The organism is Streptomyces sp. NPDC002734 (genome assembly GCF_040295685.1).
Lineage (GTDB): Bacteria > Actinomycetota > Actinomycetes > Streptomycetales > Streptomycetaceae > Streptomyces.
The window spans coordinates 123785-139874 of the sequence record NZ_JBEOVU010000020.1; the positions used below are offsets into that span (position 1 = coordinate 123785).

The window sequence follows — 16090 nt, forward strand, 5'->3', positions numbered from 1 at the left end:
GGCTCCCGGACCCCGGCTCGCGGGTAGGGGCGCCCCGTCCTGGTGCGGCGGAATATTCGGACGACGCGGCCCTCCGGGCCCCTTACCGTCGCTCCCATGCCCTCGACCTTCGCGCACCTCACCACCCGTCCGATCGCCCCCTCGGACGCCGCGGCACTGTCCGAACTGCTCAACGCCATCGAGGCCGTCGACGTGTTCGGCGAGTACTACTCCGAGGAGGACGCCGCCGAGCAGATCAACGCCCCGCTCCTCGACCTCGAACGCGGCACGGTGGGACTCTTCGACGGCGACCTGATGGTCGGCTACTCCTCCGCCGCCCACAAGCCGCTCGCCGAGGGCGTGCACCGGGTGAACCTGAGCGGTGGCGTGCACCCGGACCACCGGCGCCGCGGCCTCGGCACCGGGCTGCTCGCCGCCGGGATCGCGTGCGCGAAGACGCTCCACGCGCTCCACCACCCCGGCCTGCCGCTGGCCGTCGACGTCCGGAACAACACGCGCAACGCCGGCGCCCTCGCCTGCTACCGGGCCGCGGGCATGACGCGGTCCAGCTCCTCCTCGCACCTGCGGCACCCGCTCGGCGCCGGCATCGCCGACGTCCCGCTCCCCGAGGGGCACACCGTGGAGGCCTACACGGCCGGCAACGACGCCGACTTCTCCCTGGCCAACGACGAGGCCTTCCTCGAAAGCCGGGGCGGCGGGGTCCCGATGCCTCCGGAGCGCTGGCGCGAACTGCTCGGCTGGCAGGCCTTCCGCCCGGACCTCAGCTTCCTCCTGCGGGACCCCGCAGGCGCCGCCGCCGGCATGCTGCTGGTCTTCTCCTGGGACGCGGACACCGAGGCGACCGGTGTGCGCGACGCCCAGGTCCTGCGGATCGGCACCCGCCCCGGCCACCGTGGCCGCGGCGTCGCCTCCGCGCTGCTCGGCCACGCCCTGCGCGCCGCGCGGGACGCCGGCTTCGACCGGGTCAGCCTCGACGCGGAGGCCGACGCACCGGCCGCGGCGAACGCCCTGTTCGCGCGTGTCGGCTTCACCGTCGCCCGCACCGAGGTCGTGCACACCCTCGAGCTCACGCCGCCCGTCCGGTAGAGGCGGCGCGATGCGGTCCGGAGCGGCGCGAAAGGCTTCGAAACTTTCGCAGAAGTCGCTCCGTGTTGCGCGCCGGATGCTCGCGATTCCGCCCCACCCCTCTCGTTGGCCCGTACAGGCAGCAGTGTGAGCAGTGCTTAACGAGCCGTCAAGTGCCGTACCACGCAAGGAAATGTTTCCGAAAGAACGTCGAAAGCGTTGACAGGATCATGGGGCGCTGCGGAAAACTTCGGCCTCGTCGAACGACAGGAAACCTGCGTCCCCCACGCACCGTGAAGGACGCCGGTCCGGTACCGCACGGGCACGGGCGATCCCCGTCCGTGTCCGTGTTCCATGCAAGGCCGCCGGGCAGCAGCTGCCGCCCGGACCCCCCGCCAGCCTTCATCGGAAGGAAGCAGCATGCAGCAGGACGGCACGCAGCAGGACCAGCTCCCGTACAACCCCGCCCCCTTCGGCCTGAGCCGCCGGGGCTTCCTCGGCGGCGCCGGCGCCGCCGCGCTCGCCACCGCGTCCGGGCTGGTGCTGCCCGGCACCGCCCACGCCGCCACCACCATCACCACCAACCAGACCGGCACCGACGGCATGTACTACTCGTTCTGGACCGACGGCGGCGGCTCGGTGTCCATGACGCTCAACGGCGGCGGCAGCTACAGCACCAAGTGGACCAACTGCGGCAACTTCGTCGCCGGCAAGGGCTGGAGCACCGGCGGACGCCGGACGGTCCGCTACACCGGCTACTTCAACCCGTCGGGCAACGGCTACGGCTGTCTCTACGGCTGGACCTCGAACCCGCTGGTCGAGTACTACATCGTCGACAACTGGGGCAGCTACCGCCCCACCGGCACCAAGATGGGCACCGTCACCAGCGACGGCGGCACCTACGACATCTACAAGACCACGCGGACCAACGCCCCGTCCGTGGAGGGCACCAAGACGTTCACGCAGTACTGGAGCGTCCGGCAGTCCAAGGTGACCAGCGGCTCGGGCACCATCACCACGGGCAACCACTTCGACGCCTGGGCCCGCGTGGGCATGAACATGGGCCAGTTCAAGTACTACATGATCATGGCGACCGAGGGCTACCAGAGCAGCGGCAGCTCGACCATCAGCGTCAGCGGCTGACGTCCGTCGGCGCACCACCGGCCGCGGGTCCCGTCCTGGTGACGGGGCCCGCGGCCGCGGTCGTGCGGCCGGCCACCGCTTACGCGGCGGCGACACCGGGCCTGCTTGACTGGAGACGGCGTGGAGCCGCCGCCGGCGGCGGCTCCCGCCACCAGCACGAGCGACGGCACGAGCACGAGCGACGGACGGACGATGGCACAGGTGAAGACGGCGGACCCGGCGGCGGCCGAGCCCGGGCAGGACGGCACCGGCGGCGCCGACGGTACGGGCGGCGACGGCACCGGACCGGACGCTGCGCGCGGCCCGCGCGGCCCGCGCGCGAAGCTGCGCCGGACCATCCGCGCCGCCTCCCGGCCGCGGACCTGGCGGCGCGGCCCGGTGCTCACCGCGCTGGCGCTGCTACTCGGCCTGGTCCTGCTGCTGCACCCGTGGATCACCGACGCCGGCGGCCTCGGCAGCCTGGTGGAGACCTTCCTCCCCTGGTTCGGCCTCCTCGTGCCGGTGCTGCTGCTCCTCGCGCTGCGGCGGCGCTCCCCCTCCGCGGTCCTCGCCCTGCTGCTGCCGGTCACGGCGTGGCTCGGCCAGTTCGGCCCCCTGCTCACCGACAAGTCGCAGGCCGGCGGCGACCTCACCGTGGTCCAGCACAACGTGGGCGAGGCCAACCCCGACCCGGCCGGCACCGCCCGTGAGCTGGCCGGCTCCGGCGCGGACGTGCTGGCGCTGGTGGAGCTGGCCGCGAAGGCGCGGGGCACGTACGAGAAGGAGCTGGCGGAGGCCTACCCCTACCACTCCGTGCAGGGAACGGTCGGGCTATGAGCCGGCTGCCGCTGTCGGACACCCGGGCCGTCGACATCGCGATGGACGCCGGACAACTGGGCGCCGCAAAGCCCGCCGCCGAGAAGCTGGCCTACAACCGCGCCCTGCGCGCCACGGTGGCCACCGACCGGGGGCCGCTGACGGTCTACGTCGCCCACCTGGGGTCCGTGCGCCTGATGCCCCGCGGTGGCTTCTGGACGGACAGCCGGGACCGCAACGCGCAGGCGCTCGCCGAGGCCCTCGCCGCCGAGAGGAGCGAGCGGCTGGTGCTGCTCGGCGACCTGAACGGCACCGTCGACGACCGCGCGCTCGAGGGCGTCACCTCCGGCCTGACGTCGGCGCAGGAGGAGGCCGGGGACGGCTTCGGCTTCACGTGGCCGGCGGCGTTCCCGGTGGCGCGGATCGACCAGGTGCTGGTGAAGGGCGTGCGGCCGGTGGGCTCCTGGGTGCTCCCGGCCACCGGCAGCGACCACCTGCCGGTCGCCGCCCGCCTCACCTGGTGAATGCGGCCCGTGGGTGAGCCCGGGATTCGGCGCGGGAGCAGCAAATTCGGGGCTCACCTTCAGGGGGCACCCAAACCGGGGGAGGGTGCGGAGGGCTCAGTCGACGGGGTGGCCGGCGTCGTCGGTGTGGTCGGACTGGGTGGAGAACTTGGCGAGGAAGACGTCGAGGTCCCCGTCGGGACGCAGGGTGAGGACGGCTCCGTCCTGCCAGGCCCCGTTCTCCGCCCACCACTGCGAGCCCGCCGGGTCGCCCTGGTTCTGGTGGATGTTGTGCATGCCCAGGTCGCCCTCGGGGTCGTCGTCGAAGGGCTCGCCGAAGAGCAGCACCTCACGGCCCGGCGCCAGCACCGACTCCAGGGCCTCCGCCGCGTCCGTGTTGGAGCCCGCCTGCCAGGGGTGGGAGCCGACCAGGTCGAGGAGGTCCTCCAGCCAGGACGGCGGGCGGCGCAGGAACAGGATGCCGGAGCGGTCCGCCAGCGCCGGGAGGCGCAGGAGGTCCAGGGCGCCCGAGTCCGGGGTGCGGGCCAGTTCGTGGTAACCGGGCGGCAGGTCCTGGACGGGGCCGAGCGCATCGAGGGGCAGCGTGAAGGTTTTCCACCGCACGCCCACGGCGGAGGCGTGGCTGTCGACGTCGACGGCGCAGTGGTGGCGCCCGGCCGGGGCGTCCACCTCCAGGTTCACGTGGAACCAGCGCCCCTGGTGGTCGGGCCGGTCGCGGTGATGGCTGTGCAAGGTGCCGCGGAGCACGCCGTAGTGGACGAAAGGCATGCGGTCAGTCAAGCAGCCGTCCGGGCCTCCGGCCGGGACCGTCCGCCGTTCGGAGCATCGACGTCCGGGCCCTGACCTGTGAGGGCCTGGCCGGCCGGCGCTCCGCCGGTCGCCGCGGCGCGTGTGCCGCCGGGCAGCGGCGTCGTGGGATCCGCGCAGGGAGCCGCCGGCCCGTCACCGCCGCGCCCCGCCGCCGCGTCAGGCAGGCGTCGGCCGGGCGCCGCGAGGGAGCGTGACCCAGGGGTGCCTTCTGTACACCGCGGCCCGCGCCACCCGGACGGCCGTGAGGCGGCGCGGGCAGGGGAGCGGGGGCGGTCAGGCCGAGCCGGAGGCCAGCAGCGCCACGTGCGGGAGCGTGAGGAGGCCGTCGTTGCCGAGGAACGGCTGGATGAGGGCGTCGAACTCCTTGCGGACCGCGTCGATCACGTCCTGCGGCTGCGCGGCGATCAGCGCGCCGGTCGGGGCGACGCCGCCGGCCGTTCCGGCCCACCAGTGCTCCGGGTCCACCCGATGGTCGAAGCGCACCGTCTCGCAGACCACGCCGCTGAACCCGGCCTCGGCCAGCAGCGCGGCGAGGCCTTCCTCGGTGCGCGGGAAGTCCTCCTCCGGCGCGAGGGGCGGCAGCGCCGGGGGCAGGTCCAGGCCCGCCGCGACGACGGCCTTGTAGGCCAGGCTCTGGCCCGCGCCCCGCTCCTCGCCCCACAGGGAGAGGGCGACCCGGCCGCCGTCCGCGGTGACCCGGCGCAGCTCCGCCGCCGCGGTCCGCGGCCGGCCCACGTGGTTCAGCACGAAGTTGGCCAGGACGGCGTCGAACGTGCCGTCCACGAACGGCAGTTCCGGCAGCGCGGCCACCCGGACGTCGGCCTCCGGCACCGCCTCGGCGGCCCACTGGGTCATGTCCGGCTCGGCGTCGACGGCGCTCACGATCGCCCGGGCCCGGCAGGCGGCCGCCGCCACCGCGCCGGTGCCGGTGCCGACGTCCAGCACGCGCGCGCCGGGCCCGACCTTCGCGGCGTCGATCAGCGCGGGGACGGTCCGCGCGCACAGACCGGCGAAGCTGCGCGCGTATGCGGCGGCGCGCCCGTCCCAGATGCGTCGCTCGGCTTCGTCGAATGCAGTCATGTTCATCGGGGCATGTTACGAACCCGCGGCGTGAAATGGGCGTCTGACGGAGTGTCTGCCAGGTGAACCGGTGGCGCCGTGCTGACGCGCACGCTCGCGCACGCGGCGCTCGTCCCCGTCTGTCGCGCTTGTCGCGTGTGTTGCCGGAACACGAAGGCGGCGTGGCGGTCGCGCTACGGGCCGCCCGGAGACCTTGCTGGGCTCCGGGCGTGCTCCCTAGGGTCGGGGTCATGCGGAAACACCTGCGGCTCACCAAGAGGCGCGCCGTCGACCTGATGCGCGTCGCCACCGCCGTCTGTCGCTGAGCCCGACGCCCCGGCCCCTCGGCCTCGGCCTCTCGGCCCCTCGGCACGGTCCTCCGGCCACGGCACACGGCACGGTCGTTCGGCCCGCGGCCCGGTGGTTCGGGTTCGCGGCCTGGGCCTCCGGCCCACGGCTCGGACGGCTCCGGCCCTCCGGTTCGATCGGGCCGGCCCTCGGCCCGGACGGTAACCGCTCTCGGCCCGGGGCACCGGACCACACGGCGCCCTCGTCCGGCGGCTTGACCTCGTGCTCCAGCTGACCCGGCCCATCCGGCCGACTCGGTGCTCCGGCCGACCGGGGTCACCCGGGCGGTCCGGGCGGGCCGGTCGGTCCGGCTGGTCCGCCGACCTGGCGAACAGGCGCTGCCGAGCCGGCAGGCCAGGCCGATCCGTTGCCCCGCGTCACTGGGGCAGTCCGACCGGACCGCCCGGCCTCGTGTGCCCGACGGGCCTGCTCGGCCGAACCGTCCAGGCCGACCTGGCCGCTCCTGCCGACGTGGTCGACCGGGCGAAGCCGGCCGACCTGGCTGCTCAGGCCGCTCAGGCCGCTCAGGCCGCTCAGGCCGCTCAGGCCGTCCCGGCCGGTTCGGCCGACATGGCCGGCCCGGAGGGCCCGGTCGGTCGGTGGACCGCTGGTCCGGTCGTCCCGGCGAACCCGGTGGATCGGCCGACCCGGCCGGTACCGCAGGGCCCAGCCCAGGCCGACCCGGGCCAGGACAGGCCGAGTCGGCGCCGGGCCCCGCAGGACCGGCCGGGCGCCCCGTCCTCCTCGTCCCGCTCACTCCGCTTCCCGGTCGCCCCGCCGCCGTACCCGCGTGCGGGTGGCCGCCTCCGCAAAGGCTGTCCGATGAACCTCCGTACCCGCATACCCCGTCCGCCGTCCGGCCGGCGCCGCCTCGCGCTGCCCGCCGCGGCCCTCGCCCTGCCGTTGCTGCTGGCCTCCTGCGCGCTGGACGCGCAGACCACCGCGAGCGGCAAGGACCTCGCCGACACGAAGATCCCGGCCGAGGTGTCCCCGGACACCGAGCTGGTCGTCGGCAACCCGTCGCTCAAGGTCGCGCTGCAGCTGTCCGGACAGCTCGACAAGCTGCCGTTCAAGGTCGAGTGGGCGAACATCAGCGGCGGTCCGCAGTGCTCGGAGGCTTTCCGGGCCGGCGCGCTCGACGTCTGCTCCTCCGCGGACATCCCGTCCATCAACGCGCACTGGACCGGTCTGGACACCAAGCTGGTGGCCGCCGCGTTCCGCAAGGACCCCTACGCCAACCCGATCTACGAGCTGGGCATCGCGCCGGGCGCCGGCATCAAGTCCCTGGCCGACCTGCGCGGCAAGAAGATCGCCTACAGCCCCGGCCAGGCCCAGGGCGCCCTGGTCCTGCGCATCCTCGACAAGGCCGGCCTCACCCAGGACGACGTCGAGCTGGTGGAGCTGGCCAGCACCGGCGACGTCTACCCGACCGCGCTCGGCAACAAGCAGGTCGACGCCGCGCCCATCGCCGACGTCAACATCAAGCGCTACCTCAAGAACTACGGCAAGCAGGGGGCCACCACCCTCAAGCACGGCCTGCGCGACGACCCGGCGCACCTGTGGGTGCTCACCGACTCGGTCGCCGACCCCGAGAAGGCCGCCGCGATCCGGGAACTGGTGAAGTACTGGGCCCGCGCGCAGGTGTGGATCGACCGGCACCCCGACGAGTGGGTCGAGGGCTGGTACGTCAAGGACCAGGGCCTCAGCAAGGAGGACGGCGAGTACCTGGTGAAGCGGGCGGGCCATCCGGTCATCCCGGCCGACTGGACGAAGGCGATCGCCCGCCAGCAGCAGACCGTCGACCTGCTCGCCAAGGAGCAGCACCACGACACGTTCGACGTGAAGATCCTCTTCGACCGGCGTTTCGAGAAGGTCGGCGCGCGGGCGGCGGCCGAGGCCGGGGGTGCGTCATGAGCGTCGACCTCCCCGCACGCAGCGCCGTGGCGGCCCCGCCGGCCCTGACGAAGGACCGGCCCGTCACCCCGGCCAGGCCGCTGCGCGCCGGCGGCCGCCGCCGGCTCGGCCCCGGCCGCCCGGTACGCCACGGCTGGGCCATCGGCCCGGTGCTCCTGTTCGCCCTGTGGGCGGCGGGGTCCGCGGCCGGGCTGCTCGACCCGCGGGCGCTGCCCGCGCCCTGGACGGTGGCGGCGACGGCGGGTGACCTGATCGCCGACGGACGCCTCCAGGACCACCTGCTGACCTCGGCGCAACGCGCCCTGCTCGGCCTGCTGTTCGGCGTCGCGGCCGGCCTGCTGTTCGCCCTGGTGTCCGGCCTCAGCCGCGTCGGCGAGGCCTTGGTGGACGGCCCGGTGCAGATCAAGCGGGCCATCCCGTCCCTGGCGCTGATCCCGCTGCTGATCCTCTGGTTCGGCATCGGCGAGAGCATGAAGGTGATCACCATCGCGCTCGGCGTCTTCGTGCCGGTCTACATCCACACCCACAACGGCCTGCGCGCCATCGACAACCGCTACGTCGAACTCGCGGAGACGGTCCGCCTCGGCCGCGCCGCCTTCGTCCGCCAGGTCGTGCTGCCGGGGGCCCTGCCGGGCTTCCTGCTCGGCATGCGCTTCGCGGTCACGGCGGCCTGGCTCGCGCTCGCCGTCGTCGAACAGGTCAACGCCACCAGCGGCATCGGCTACATGATGGAACTCGCCCGGACGTACGGACAGACCGACGTGATCCTCGTCGGCCTGGTCGTGTACGGCCTGCTCGGGCTGGTCTCCGACGGCCTGGTGCGGCTCGTCGAGAGGAGGACGCTGACATGGCGTCGCACCCTGGCCGGCTGAGCCCGGCCGTCGTCCGCATCGAGGACCTGGTCCGCTCCTTCGACGGGCGCCGCGTCCTCGACGGACTCCACCTGACCGTCCACGACGGCGAGTTCGTCGCCCTGCTGGGCCGCAGCGGCTCCGGCAAGAGCACCCTGCTGCGGGCGCTGGCCCGGCTCGACCACGACGTGACGGGCGACGGCCTGCTGACCGCGCCCGACAACGTTTCGGTGGTCTTCCAGGACGCCCGCCTGCTGCCCTGGAAACGGCTGCTGGAGAACGTCGTCCTCGGCCTCGGCACCCCGGACGCGCAGGAGCGCGGCCGGGCCGCCCTTGCCGAGGTGGGCCTCGCAGGACGGGAGCGGGCCTGGCCGGTGGAGCTGTCCGGCGGCGAGCAGCAGCGCGTCTCGCTGGCCCGCTCGCTGGTGCGCGAGCCGCGCCTGCTGCTGGCGGACGAGCCGTTCGGGGCGCTGGACGCCCTGACCCGCATCCGGATGCACGCCCTGCTGCGCACCCTGTGCGCCCGGCACCGGCCCGCCGTCCTGCTGGTCACCCACGACGTCGACGAGGCGATCGCGCTCGCCGACCGGGTGGTGGTGCTGGAGGAGGGCCGGATCGCCGCCGACCTGACGGTCGACCTGCCCGAGGCCCAGCGCACCGGCGGCCCGGGGCACGCCCGCCTGCGCGGCCGGCTCCTCGCCCACCTGGGCGTGGACCTCACCGGCCACGAGCAGGCCCACGAGCAGGCCCACGAGCGGGCCCCCGGGCAGCCCCACGAGCAGGCCCCCGCGCCCGAGACCGCGTCCGCGTCCACGCACGAACGTGTACGCGACACCGAGGAGATCCCCGCATGAGCGACCCGCGGCGGCAGCTGCACCTCAACCTGTTCGTCTACCCCGGCGGCCACCACGAGGCCGCCTGGCGGTACCACGGCTCCGACCCCGCCCGGGTGCTGGACATCGGCTTCTACCAGGACCTGGCCCGCCGGGCCGAGGCGGCCGCCTTCGACGCGGTGTTCTTCGCCGACGGCCCGTCGCTGCCGGACAACGTCCGCTACGCCAGCCGTTTCCGGCTGGAGCCGTTCACCTGGCTGTCCGCGATCGCGGCGGCCACCGAGCGGATCGGCCTGATCGCCACCGCCTCCACCACCTACAGCGAGCCCTACAACCTCGCCCGGCTGTTCGCCTCCCTCGACCACCTCAGCCACGGGCGGGCCGGCTGGAACATCGTCACCACCGGGGCGCCCGACGCGGCCGCCAACTTCGGCCTGGACGCGCACCCGGTGCACGCCGAACGCTACGAACGGGCCCGGGAGTTCGTGGACGTCGTCGGGAAGCTGTGGGACAGCTGGGAGGACGAGGCGCTGGTCGCCGACCCCGCCACCGGCGTCTTCGCGGACACCGGCCGGGTGCACCGCGTCGACCACCGGGGACGCCACCTGAAGGTGCGGGGGCCGCTGAACACCCCGCGCACCCCGCAGGGACGCCCGGTGTACGTGCAGGCCGGCTCCTCCGAGGACGGCCGGGCCTTCGCCGCCCGGTACGCGGAGGCCGTGTTCACCGCGCACCAGACCCTGGCGAGTGCCCAGGAGTACTACGCCGACGTCAAGGCCCGGGCCGCCGCGCTCGGCCGGGACCCGGGGCGGCTGCTGGTGCTGCCCGGCATCAGCCCGTTCATCGGCTCCACCGAGGCCGAGGCGCGGGCCCTGCACGAGGAGTTCAACGAGCTCACCCAGCCCGGCTACTCACTGGACCTGCTGCGCAGGTTGCTGGGTCTGGAGCTGAGCGAGGAGGAGCTCGACGGGCCGGTGCCGCGCCACCTGATCGAGACCGGCGGGGAACGCGGCAACGGCAGCCGCTTCCAGCTGGTCCTCGACATCGTCGAGCGGGAGCAGCCATCCGTCCGGCAGCTGCTGCACCGCCTCGCCGGGGCGCGCGGCCACCAGGTCGTCGCCGGCACGCCGGAGCAGATCGCCGACACCCTCCAGCTCTGGTTCGAGCAGGGCGCCGCGGACGGCTTCAACGTCATGCCGCCCTGGCTGCCCGGCGGGTTCGACGTCTTCGCCGACGAGGTCGTGCCGCTGCTGCGGCGCCGCGGCCTGTTCCGCGAGGCCTACCAGGGCGCCACCCTGCGCGACCACTACGGGCTGACCCGCCCGGAGAGCGTCTACGCCACGGGAGCCGCCCGAGCCACCGTCCCCACCCCCGCCGAGGTCCCCACCCCCGTCCCCGTCCCCACCCCCGCCGAGATCCCCGCCCGGCAGAAGGAGCACGTGCCCTCATGAGCACCCGCAGATCCCGCACCGCCCTGGCCGTCCTCGCCGCGGCCGCCCTGACCGGCGGCCTCGCCGCCCCGCAGGCCGCGGCGGAGCACCGCGGCACGGACACCACCGCCGTCGAGTGGTTCGACGTCACCGCGCGGGCGGTGGCCGCCGCCCCCGCCGCCACCCAGGTCACCAACAGCCGGACCTGGGCGATCGGCTGGCTGGCCGCCGCCCGCGCCACCCGGGCCGTGCCGGCCGGCGTGGACCGCGCCGAGTACCAGCGGGCCGCCCTCGCCTCCGCCGTGCACCGTGCGCTGACCGAGCTGGCGCCCACCCAGGCCGCGCAGGTCGACGAGGCGTACGCCGCCACACTGGACGCGATACCCGACGGCCGGTCCGAGGACCGCGGCGTCGCGGCCGGCGAGCGGCAGGCGTCGCTGCTGCTCGCCGAGCGGGCGGCGGACGGCCTGGACCCGGCCTCGGTCAACGCGCCCTTCCCGCAGCCGGCGGCCGCGCCGGGCGTCTGGCAGCCGACGCCGCCCGCCTACGCCCCGTCCACCCAGTACGGCAACCGCGTCGCCCGGCCGTTCGCGCTGCACTCGCAGAGCCAGTTCCGGCTGCCGCCCCCGCCCGCCCTGGACTCCGCGCGCTACGCCGCGGACCTGGCCGAGGTGCGCGCCTACGGGGCGGCCGACAGCACCGTGCGCACGGCCGCGCAGACGGAGACCGCGCAGTTCTGGTTCGGCTCCTCGTTCACCCTGTACACCGAGCCCCTGCGGGTGGCGCTCACCCGCTCCCCGCAGGGCCTGGCGGGCCAGGCGCGGCTGGTGGCCCTGTTCCACGTCGCGTCGGTGGACACCCAGATCGCCACCTCGGACAGCAAGTACGCCTACACCCGCTGGCGTCCGGTGACCGCGATCCACACCGGGGCGATCGCCCCCGACCCGGCCTGGTCGCCGCTGCACGCCACACCGGCCCACCCCGACTACCCGAGCGGGCACGGCACCTACGCCGGCTCGGCGGAGGGGGTGCTGACCGCGCTGAGCGGGGCGCGCACCGCGCCGTTCGAGCTGACCAGCCCCACCGCGCCGGGCGTCACCCGGACGTACACCGACTGGCGGCGGCTGTCTCGGGAGAACGTGGACGCCCGCGTCTGGTCGGGGATCCACACGCGTTCCGCGGACGAGGCGGGGATCACCCTCGGCAGGTCCGTGGCGGGATACGTGCTCCAGCGGCAGGGAGAGCTGCTGGCGGCGCGCTGACGGGACCTGTGAGGGGGTCCCGGCGCACCGGTTCCCCGTGCCGCCCGGGCGGCACGGGGAACCGGTGCGCGCAGACCTCGCCGGTCGTCAGCGCACGTTGACGGCGGTCCAGGCGGCGGCGACCGCGTTCTGCTCGGCCGAGCCGGCGCCGTAGAGCTCGCCGGCCGCCGCGAGGGTGGCCGTGCGGGCGCCCGCGTAGGTGGTGGACGAGGTCATGTGCACGGTCAGCGCCCGGTACCAGATCGCGCCGAGTTTGCCCCGGCCGATGCCCGTGAGGGTGGAGCCGTCGCAGGTGGTGCCGGAGTGCTCCAGGCCGCCGATGTCCTGCGTGCCGGTGCCCTCGGCGAGCAGGTAGGCGAAGTGGTTGGCGACGCCGGACGAGTAGTGCACGTCCAGGTTCTTGGTCGTGGAGGACCAGCAGGCGGCGGAGGAGCCGTCGCGGTCCGGCCGGTCCATGAAGCGCAGGGCGGCGTCGCCGAAGCCGGGCTTCACTATCTCCTCGCCGACGTAGTAGTCGCCCGGGTCGCTCGCGTTGCCGGCGTGGAACTCGACCAGCGAACCGAAGATGTCGGAGGTGGCCTCGTTGAGACCGCCGGACTCCCCGGAGTACGTGAGGTCCGCGGTCGCCGAGGTCACGCCGTGGCTCATCTCGTGACCCGCCACGTCCAGTGAGACCAGCGGGCCGAAGGTGGTGCCGTCACCGTCGCCGTAGGTCATGCAGAAGCAACTGTCGTCCCAGAAGGCGTTGTTGTAGTTGCTGCCGTAGTGCACGCGGTTGTACGAGCCCTTGCCGTCGCCCGCGATGCCGAGCCGGCCGTGCACGTTCTTGAAGTAGTCCCAGGTCATGTTCGTGCCGTACTGGGCGTCCACGGCGGCGGAGGCGCGGTCGGAGGTGGCGCCGGTGCCCCAGGCGTTGTCGGCGTCGGTGAACACCGTGGAGGGCGCGCGGCGCAGGCACAGGGTGAGGATGCACAGGTCGGTCTTGTTCGCCGCGTCACCCGTGTAGGTGTTGCCCCGCGTCGGGTCCTTCAGGGAGTACGAGGTCCCGCTGCCGGTGGTCTCCAGCGGCACGGTGCCCGCGTACAGGGAGCGGCCGGTGCCGGTCGCGGCGTGCACGGAGTCCCAGGAGTCCAGTTCCTTGCCGGTGCGGGCGTCCACCAGCACCTCACGGCCGACCGGGTTGCCCCGCGCGTCCTTCGCGGTCACCTCGGTGTGCCAGGCCAGCCGCGGGGTGCGGCCGTTCAGGGCGTCGACCACCAGGCGCGAGTCGGCCTCGGGCGCGACGACGGTCCGCTCCACGGACCGCAGGAGGTTCTCCGCGACGTCCAGGGCCTTGGACTCGGACACGGCCGGGGTGAGGGCCGGCACGGACAGCCGCGCGCGGCTCGCCCGGTCGGCGCCCTCGAACACGCCCTTCGGCGAGAGGTGGACGACGAAGTCGCCGCCCAGCACGGGGAGATCGGCGTAGGTGCGGTCGAAGCGGACGTGTTCGGAGCCGTCCGCGTCGACGACCACGTCCTTGACGACGAGTTCCTGCCGCGCGCCGAGGCCGAGGCTCCCGGCCCGGGCGGCGACGGCCTTCTCGGCGCGGGCGACGGCGGCGGCCTCGCGGTCGGGGGAGGGGGTCTGCGGCGCGGCGGGCGACGCGGAGGCCGTGACGGGCAGGGCGGTGGCCAGCAGCAGCGCGGCGGCGGCCGCGGCGGTGGCGGCGAAGCGGGATCCGGTGCCTCTCGCGCGGGGACGCGAGAGCCGGGTGCGGTTGGTGTCCATGACAAGCATGGTTGTCCCGCCCGGGAGCGGAGGAGACCCGTCCGGCTGGGGAGATACGGTGAGCGACGTGCGGAGTGCGGCGCGCCGACGGCGATTCCGCGCCACCTGCGACGACCGCGTCCCCGCGGTGCCCGAGCGGGGCGGGAGGGACGCACGGCCGGAGAGGGTGTACCTGGCACCACCCCCGCCGGGGGGCCGTGCCCCGTGCGGCCGCCGCCCGCCGACCGTAGCGTCAAGGGCGTCGGGAACACACCCGGCGAAACAGCACCGTACGACGGGGAGTTGGACACATGTCCGCCAAGAAGGCATTTGTGGCCGCAGCGCGCGGTTTCGCCCTGGGAACGTTCTCCCTCATCGGCTCCTCCCTCCTGCTGGTCCTCACCCTGCTGGCCGCCGCCCTGGTCCCTCTCGGCGTCGGTACCCTGCTGCTGCCGCCCCTGCTCGGCCTCGTCCGCCGGTTCACCGATTTGCGGAGGCTGGCCGCGGACCGCTGGTACGGCATCGACATCCCGCCCGCCGGGTACGGCCCCGGCCCCGCCGGGCTGCCCGCCACCGGCCCGGCCCGCACCCTGCACCTGATGACGGACCCGGCGGTCCGCCGCGAACTGCTCTGGCTCCCGGTGGACATGACCGCGGGCTTCCTCCTCGCCATGCTGCCCGTGGCGCTGCTGAGCAACGCGGTGCAGGGGATCGCCCTGCCGCTCGGGCACTGGCGGGTCGTCGCGGAGGGCGGGGACTACTGGTACCTGTTCCTCCCGGTCAGCTCACAGGCCGACGCGATCGGCGCCGGGCTCCTCGGACTGCTCGTGCTGCACCTCGCGTTCCGCTTCAACGACCGCCTGCTGAAAGCCCACTTCACGCTCACCCGGACCCTGCTGTCCCCGGGCCGCGCCACGCTGGAGCGCCGGGTGGAGGAACTCGCCCGCACCCGGCACGACGCCGTGGACACCTCCGCCGCCGAACTGCGCCGCATCGAACGCGACCTGCACGACGGGGCGCAGGCCCGGCTGGTCGCCATGGGGATGAGCCTCGGCACCATCGAGACCCTGCTCGACAAGGACCCCTCGCAGGCGCGGCTGCTGCTCGCCCAGGCACGCGCCGAGTCGGTCGAGGCGCTCGCCGAACTGCGCGACCTGGTCCGCGGCATCCACCCGCCGGTGCTGGCGGAGCGCGGCCTCGGCGACGCGGCGCGGGCCCTCGCGCTCCGGACGCCGCTGCCGGTGGAGGCCGACGTCGACCTTCCCGGCAGGCCGGAGGCCGCGGTGGAGTCGGCCGTCTACTTCGCGCTCAGCGAGATGCTGACCAACGTCGTCAAGCACGCCGGGGCGACCCGCGTCTGGCTGGAACTGGGATACCGCGACGGCATGCTGCGCCTGACCGTCAGCGACGACGGGCACGGCGGCGCCGACCCGGCGGCCGGCACCGGACTGGCGGGGGTGGAGCGGCGGCTGGGAGCATTCGACGGTGTCCTGGCCGTCAGCAGTCCGAACGGCGGCCCCACCGTGGTGACCCTGGAGATTCCGTGCGCGTTGTCCTCGCCGAAGACCTCTTCCTGCTGAGGGACGGCCTGGTCCGGCTGCTGGAGGCGCACGGCTTCGAGATCGCCGCCGCCGTCGACAACGGCCCCGGACTGGACCGCGCCCTCGAGGAACTGGAGCCGGACGTCGCCGTCGTCGACGTCCGGCTCCCGCCCTCCTTCACCGACGAGGGGCTGCAGTGCGCCCTGCGGGCCCGGCGCCGCCGCCCCGGCCTGCCGGTACTGGTGCTCTCCCAGCACGTCGAGCAGCTCTACGCCCGCGAACTGCTCGCCGACGGCAGCGGCGGCGTCGGCTACCTGCTGAAGGACCGGGTGCTGGACGCCGGGCAGTTCACCGAGGCCGTCCGCCGGGTCGCGGCCGGCGGCACCGCCATGGACCCCCAGGTCATCTCCCAGCTGCTCCAGCGCGGTTCGGGCGACGACCGGCCCGTCTCGCGGCTCACCCCGCGCGAGCGGGAGGTGCTGGAGCTGATGGCGCAGGGCCGCTCCAACGCGGCCATCGCCGGCCGCCTGACGGTCACCGAGCGGGCCGTCGCCAAGCACACCGCCAACATCTTCGCCAAGCTCGGCCTGGAGGTGTCCGACGACGACAACCGCCGGGTCCTGGCCGTCCTCGCCCACCTCGACGCCGCCTGAACCGGCGCCCGTCCGCTCCCGGCCGCGCGGCCACCCGCACGCTGTTGTCCTCCACGTTCTCCACGGGTCCAGCATTTCAGCAACCGCGTGGCGGCGGGGGGGGTTTGGCCCCC

Annotated in this window: 13 protein-coding genes and 1 pseudogene; 11 read left to right on the forward strand and 3 right to left on the reverse strand. The window is 74.4% G+C overall.

Features of this window, described 5'->3' with window-relative positions:
- The first annotated feature begins 96 nt into the window (after positions 1-96).
- The 3 genes and pseudogenes from ABT026_RS19490 to ABT026_RS19500 all read left to right on the forward strand — a co-directional run bounded on the left by ABT026_RS19490 (position 97) and on the right by ABT026_RS19500 (position 3527).
- Positions 97-1086: a GNAT family N-acetyltransferase gene (locus tag ABT026_RS19490; RefSeq protein ID WP_351115866.1), complete on the forward strand. Its 990-nt coding sequence runs from the start codon at positions 97-99 to the stop codon at positions 1084-1086.
- Positions 1087-1485: 399 nt separating this feature from the next.
- Positions 1486-2208, forward strand: coding sequence for a glycoside hydrolase family 11 protein (locus tag ABT026_RS19495; protein ID WP_351115868.1), 723 nt, complete (start codon positions 1486-1488; stop codon positions 2206-2208).
- A gap of 192 nt (positions 2209-2400) precedes the next feature.
- Positions 2401-3527: pseudogene (locus ABT026_RS19500) on the forward strand (endonuclease/exonuclease/phosphatase family protein).
- Positions 3528-3623: 96 nt separating this feature from the next.
- On the opposite strand, the gene ABT026_RS19505 reads toward ABT026_RS19500, so the two are convergent.
- Both ABT026_RS19505 and ABT026_RS19510 read right to left on the reverse strand, forming a co-directional pair.
- Entirely contained in the window at positions 3624-4295 is a 672-nt protein-coding gene (locus ABT026_RS19505; protein ID WP_351115870.1) for a DUF2278 family protein, read from the reverse strand.
- Positions 4296-4610: 315 nt separating this feature from the next.
- Positions 4611-5417 (reverse strand): class I SAM-dependent methyltransferase, encoded by an 807-nt coding sequence (locus tag ABT026_RS19510; RefSeq protein ID WP_351115896.1) that lies wholly within the window; start codon positions 5415-5417, stop codon positions 4611-4613.
- Between the two features lie 230 nt (positions 5418-5647).
- Here ABT026_RS19510 and ABT026_RS19515 point away from each other — a divergent pair, with 230 nt between their 5' ends.
- The 6 genes from ABT026_RS19515 (at position 5648) to ABT026_RS19540 (ending at position 12034) form a co-directional block, all read left to right on the forward strand.
- Positions 5648-5722, forward strand: a complete 75-nt coding sequence (locus ABT026_RS19515; RefSeq protein WP_351115898.1) for a putative leader peptide — start codon at positions 5648-5650, stop codon at positions 5720-5722.
- Positions 5723-6566: 844 nt separating this feature from the next.
- Positions 6567-7658, forward strand: a complete 1092-nt coding sequence (locus tag ABT026_RS19520; RefSeq protein WP_351115871.1) for an ABC transporter substrate-binding protein — start codon at positions 6567-6569, stop codon at positions 7656-7658.
- Positions 7655-8530, forward strand: coding sequence for an ABC transporter permease (locus ABT026_RS19525; protein ID WP_351115873.1), 876 nt, complete (start codon positions 7655-7657; stop codon positions 8528-8530). The genes ABT026_RS19520 and ABT026_RS19525 overlap by 4 nt, the downstream gene beginning before the upstream one ends.
- The gene (locus ABT026_RS19530) at positions 8506-9363 is read left to right on the forward strand and encodes an ABC transporter ATP-binding protein (protein WP_351115874.1); all 858 of its coding nucleotides are present in this window, start codon (positions 8506-8508) and stop codon (positions 9361-9363) included. Before ABT026_RS19525 ends, ABT026_RS19530 begins: the two co-directional genes overlap by 25 nt.
- Positions 9360-10793: an LLM class flavin-dependent oxidoreductase gene (locus tag ABT026_RS19535; RefSeq protein ID WP_351115875.1), complete on the forward strand. Its 1434-nt coding sequence runs from the start codon at positions 9360-9362 to the stop codon at positions 10791-10793. Before ABT026_RS19530 ends, ABT026_RS19535 begins: the two co-directional genes overlap by 4 nt.
- Entirely contained in the window at positions 10790-12034 is a 1245-nt protein-coding gene (locus ABT026_RS19540) for a vanadium-dependent haloperoxidase (RefSeq protein WP_351115876.1), read from the forward strand. The genes ABT026_RS19535 and ABT026_RS19540 overlap by 4 nt, the downstream gene beginning before the upstream one ends.
- An 87-nt stretch (positions 12035-12121) precedes the next feature.
- On the opposite strand, the gene ABT026_RS19545 is transcribed toward ABT026_RS19540, so the two are convergent.
- Complete coding sequence (locus ABT026_RS19545) at positions 12122-13804, reverse strand: M4 family metallopeptidase (RefSeq protein WP_351115877.1); 1683 nt, start codon at positions 13802-13804, stop codon at positions 12122-12124.
- 290 nt (positions 13805-14094) lie between these two features.
- On the opposite strand from ABT026_RS19545, the gene ABT026_RS19550 reads away from it, so the two are divergent.
- Positions 14095-15363 carry a sensor histidine kinase gene (locus ABT026_RS19550; RefSeq protein ID WP_351115878.1) on the forward strand — a complete coding sequence of 423 codons (1269 nt, stop codon included), beginning with the start codon at positions 14095-14097 and terminating at the stop codon, positions 15361-15363.
- Positions 15327-15977 carry a LuxR C-terminal-related transcriptional regulator gene (locus tag ABT026_RS19555; protein WP_351115879.1) on the forward strand — a complete coding sequence of 217 codons (651 nt, stop codon included), beginning with the start codon at positions 15327-15329 and terminating at the stop codon, positions 15975-15977. The genes ABT026_RS19550 and ABT026_RS19555 overlap by 37 nt, the downstream gene beginning before the upstream one ends.
- Positions 15978-16090 lie beyond the last annotated feature (113 nt).

What these genes read in the sequence shown, in the direction of transcription:
- ABT026_RS19490 (WP_351115866.1), top strand. Translation starts at nt 97, where the DNA reads ATGCCCTCGACCTTCGCGCACCTCACCACCCGTCCGATCGCCCCCTCG.
- ABT026_RS19495 (WP_351115868.1), top strand. Translation starts at nt 1,486, where the DNA reads ATGCAGCAGGACGGCACGCAGCAGGACCAGCTCCCGTACAACCCCGCC.
- ABT026_RS19505 (WP_351115870.1), bottom strand. Translation starts at nt 4,295, where the DNA reads ATGCCTTTCGTCCACTACGGCGTGCTCCGCGGCACCTTGCACAGCCAT.
- ABT026_RS19510 (WP_351115896.1), bottom strand. Translation starts at nt 5,417, where the DNA reads ATGACTGCATTCGACGAAGCCGAGCGACGCATCTGGGACGGGCGCGCC.
- ABT026_RS19520 (WP_351115871.1), top strand. Translation starts at nt 6,567, where the DNA reads ATGAACCTCCGTACCCGCATACCCCGTCCGCCGTCCGGCCGGCGCCGC.
- ABT026_RS19525 (WP_351115873.1), top strand. Translation starts at nt 7,655, where the DNA reads ATGAGCGTCGACCTCCCCGCACGCAGCGCCGTGGCGGCCCCGCCGGCC.
- ABT026_RS19530 (WP_351115874.1), top strand. Translation starts at nt 8,506, where the DNA reads ATGGCGTCGCACCCTGGCCGGCTGAGCCCGGCCGTCGTCCGCATCGAG.
- ABT026_RS19535 (WP_351115875.1), top strand. Translation starts at nt 9,360, where the DNA reads ATGAGCGACCCGCGGCGGCAGCTGCACCTCAACCTGTTCGTCTACCCC.
- ABT026_RS19540 (WP_351115876.1), top strand. Translation starts at nt 10,790, where the DNA reads ATGAGCACCCGCAGATCCCGCACCGCCCTGGCCGTCCTCGCCGCGGCC.
- ABT026_RS19545 (WP_351115877.1), bottom strand. Translation starts at nt 13,804, where the DNA reads ATGGACACCAACCGCACCCGGCTCTCGCGTCCCCGCGCGAGAGGCACC.
- ABT026_RS19550 (WP_351115878.1), top strand. Translation starts at nt 14,095, where the DNA reads ATGTCCGCCAAGAAGGCATTTGTGGCCGCAGCGCGCGGTTTCGCCCTG.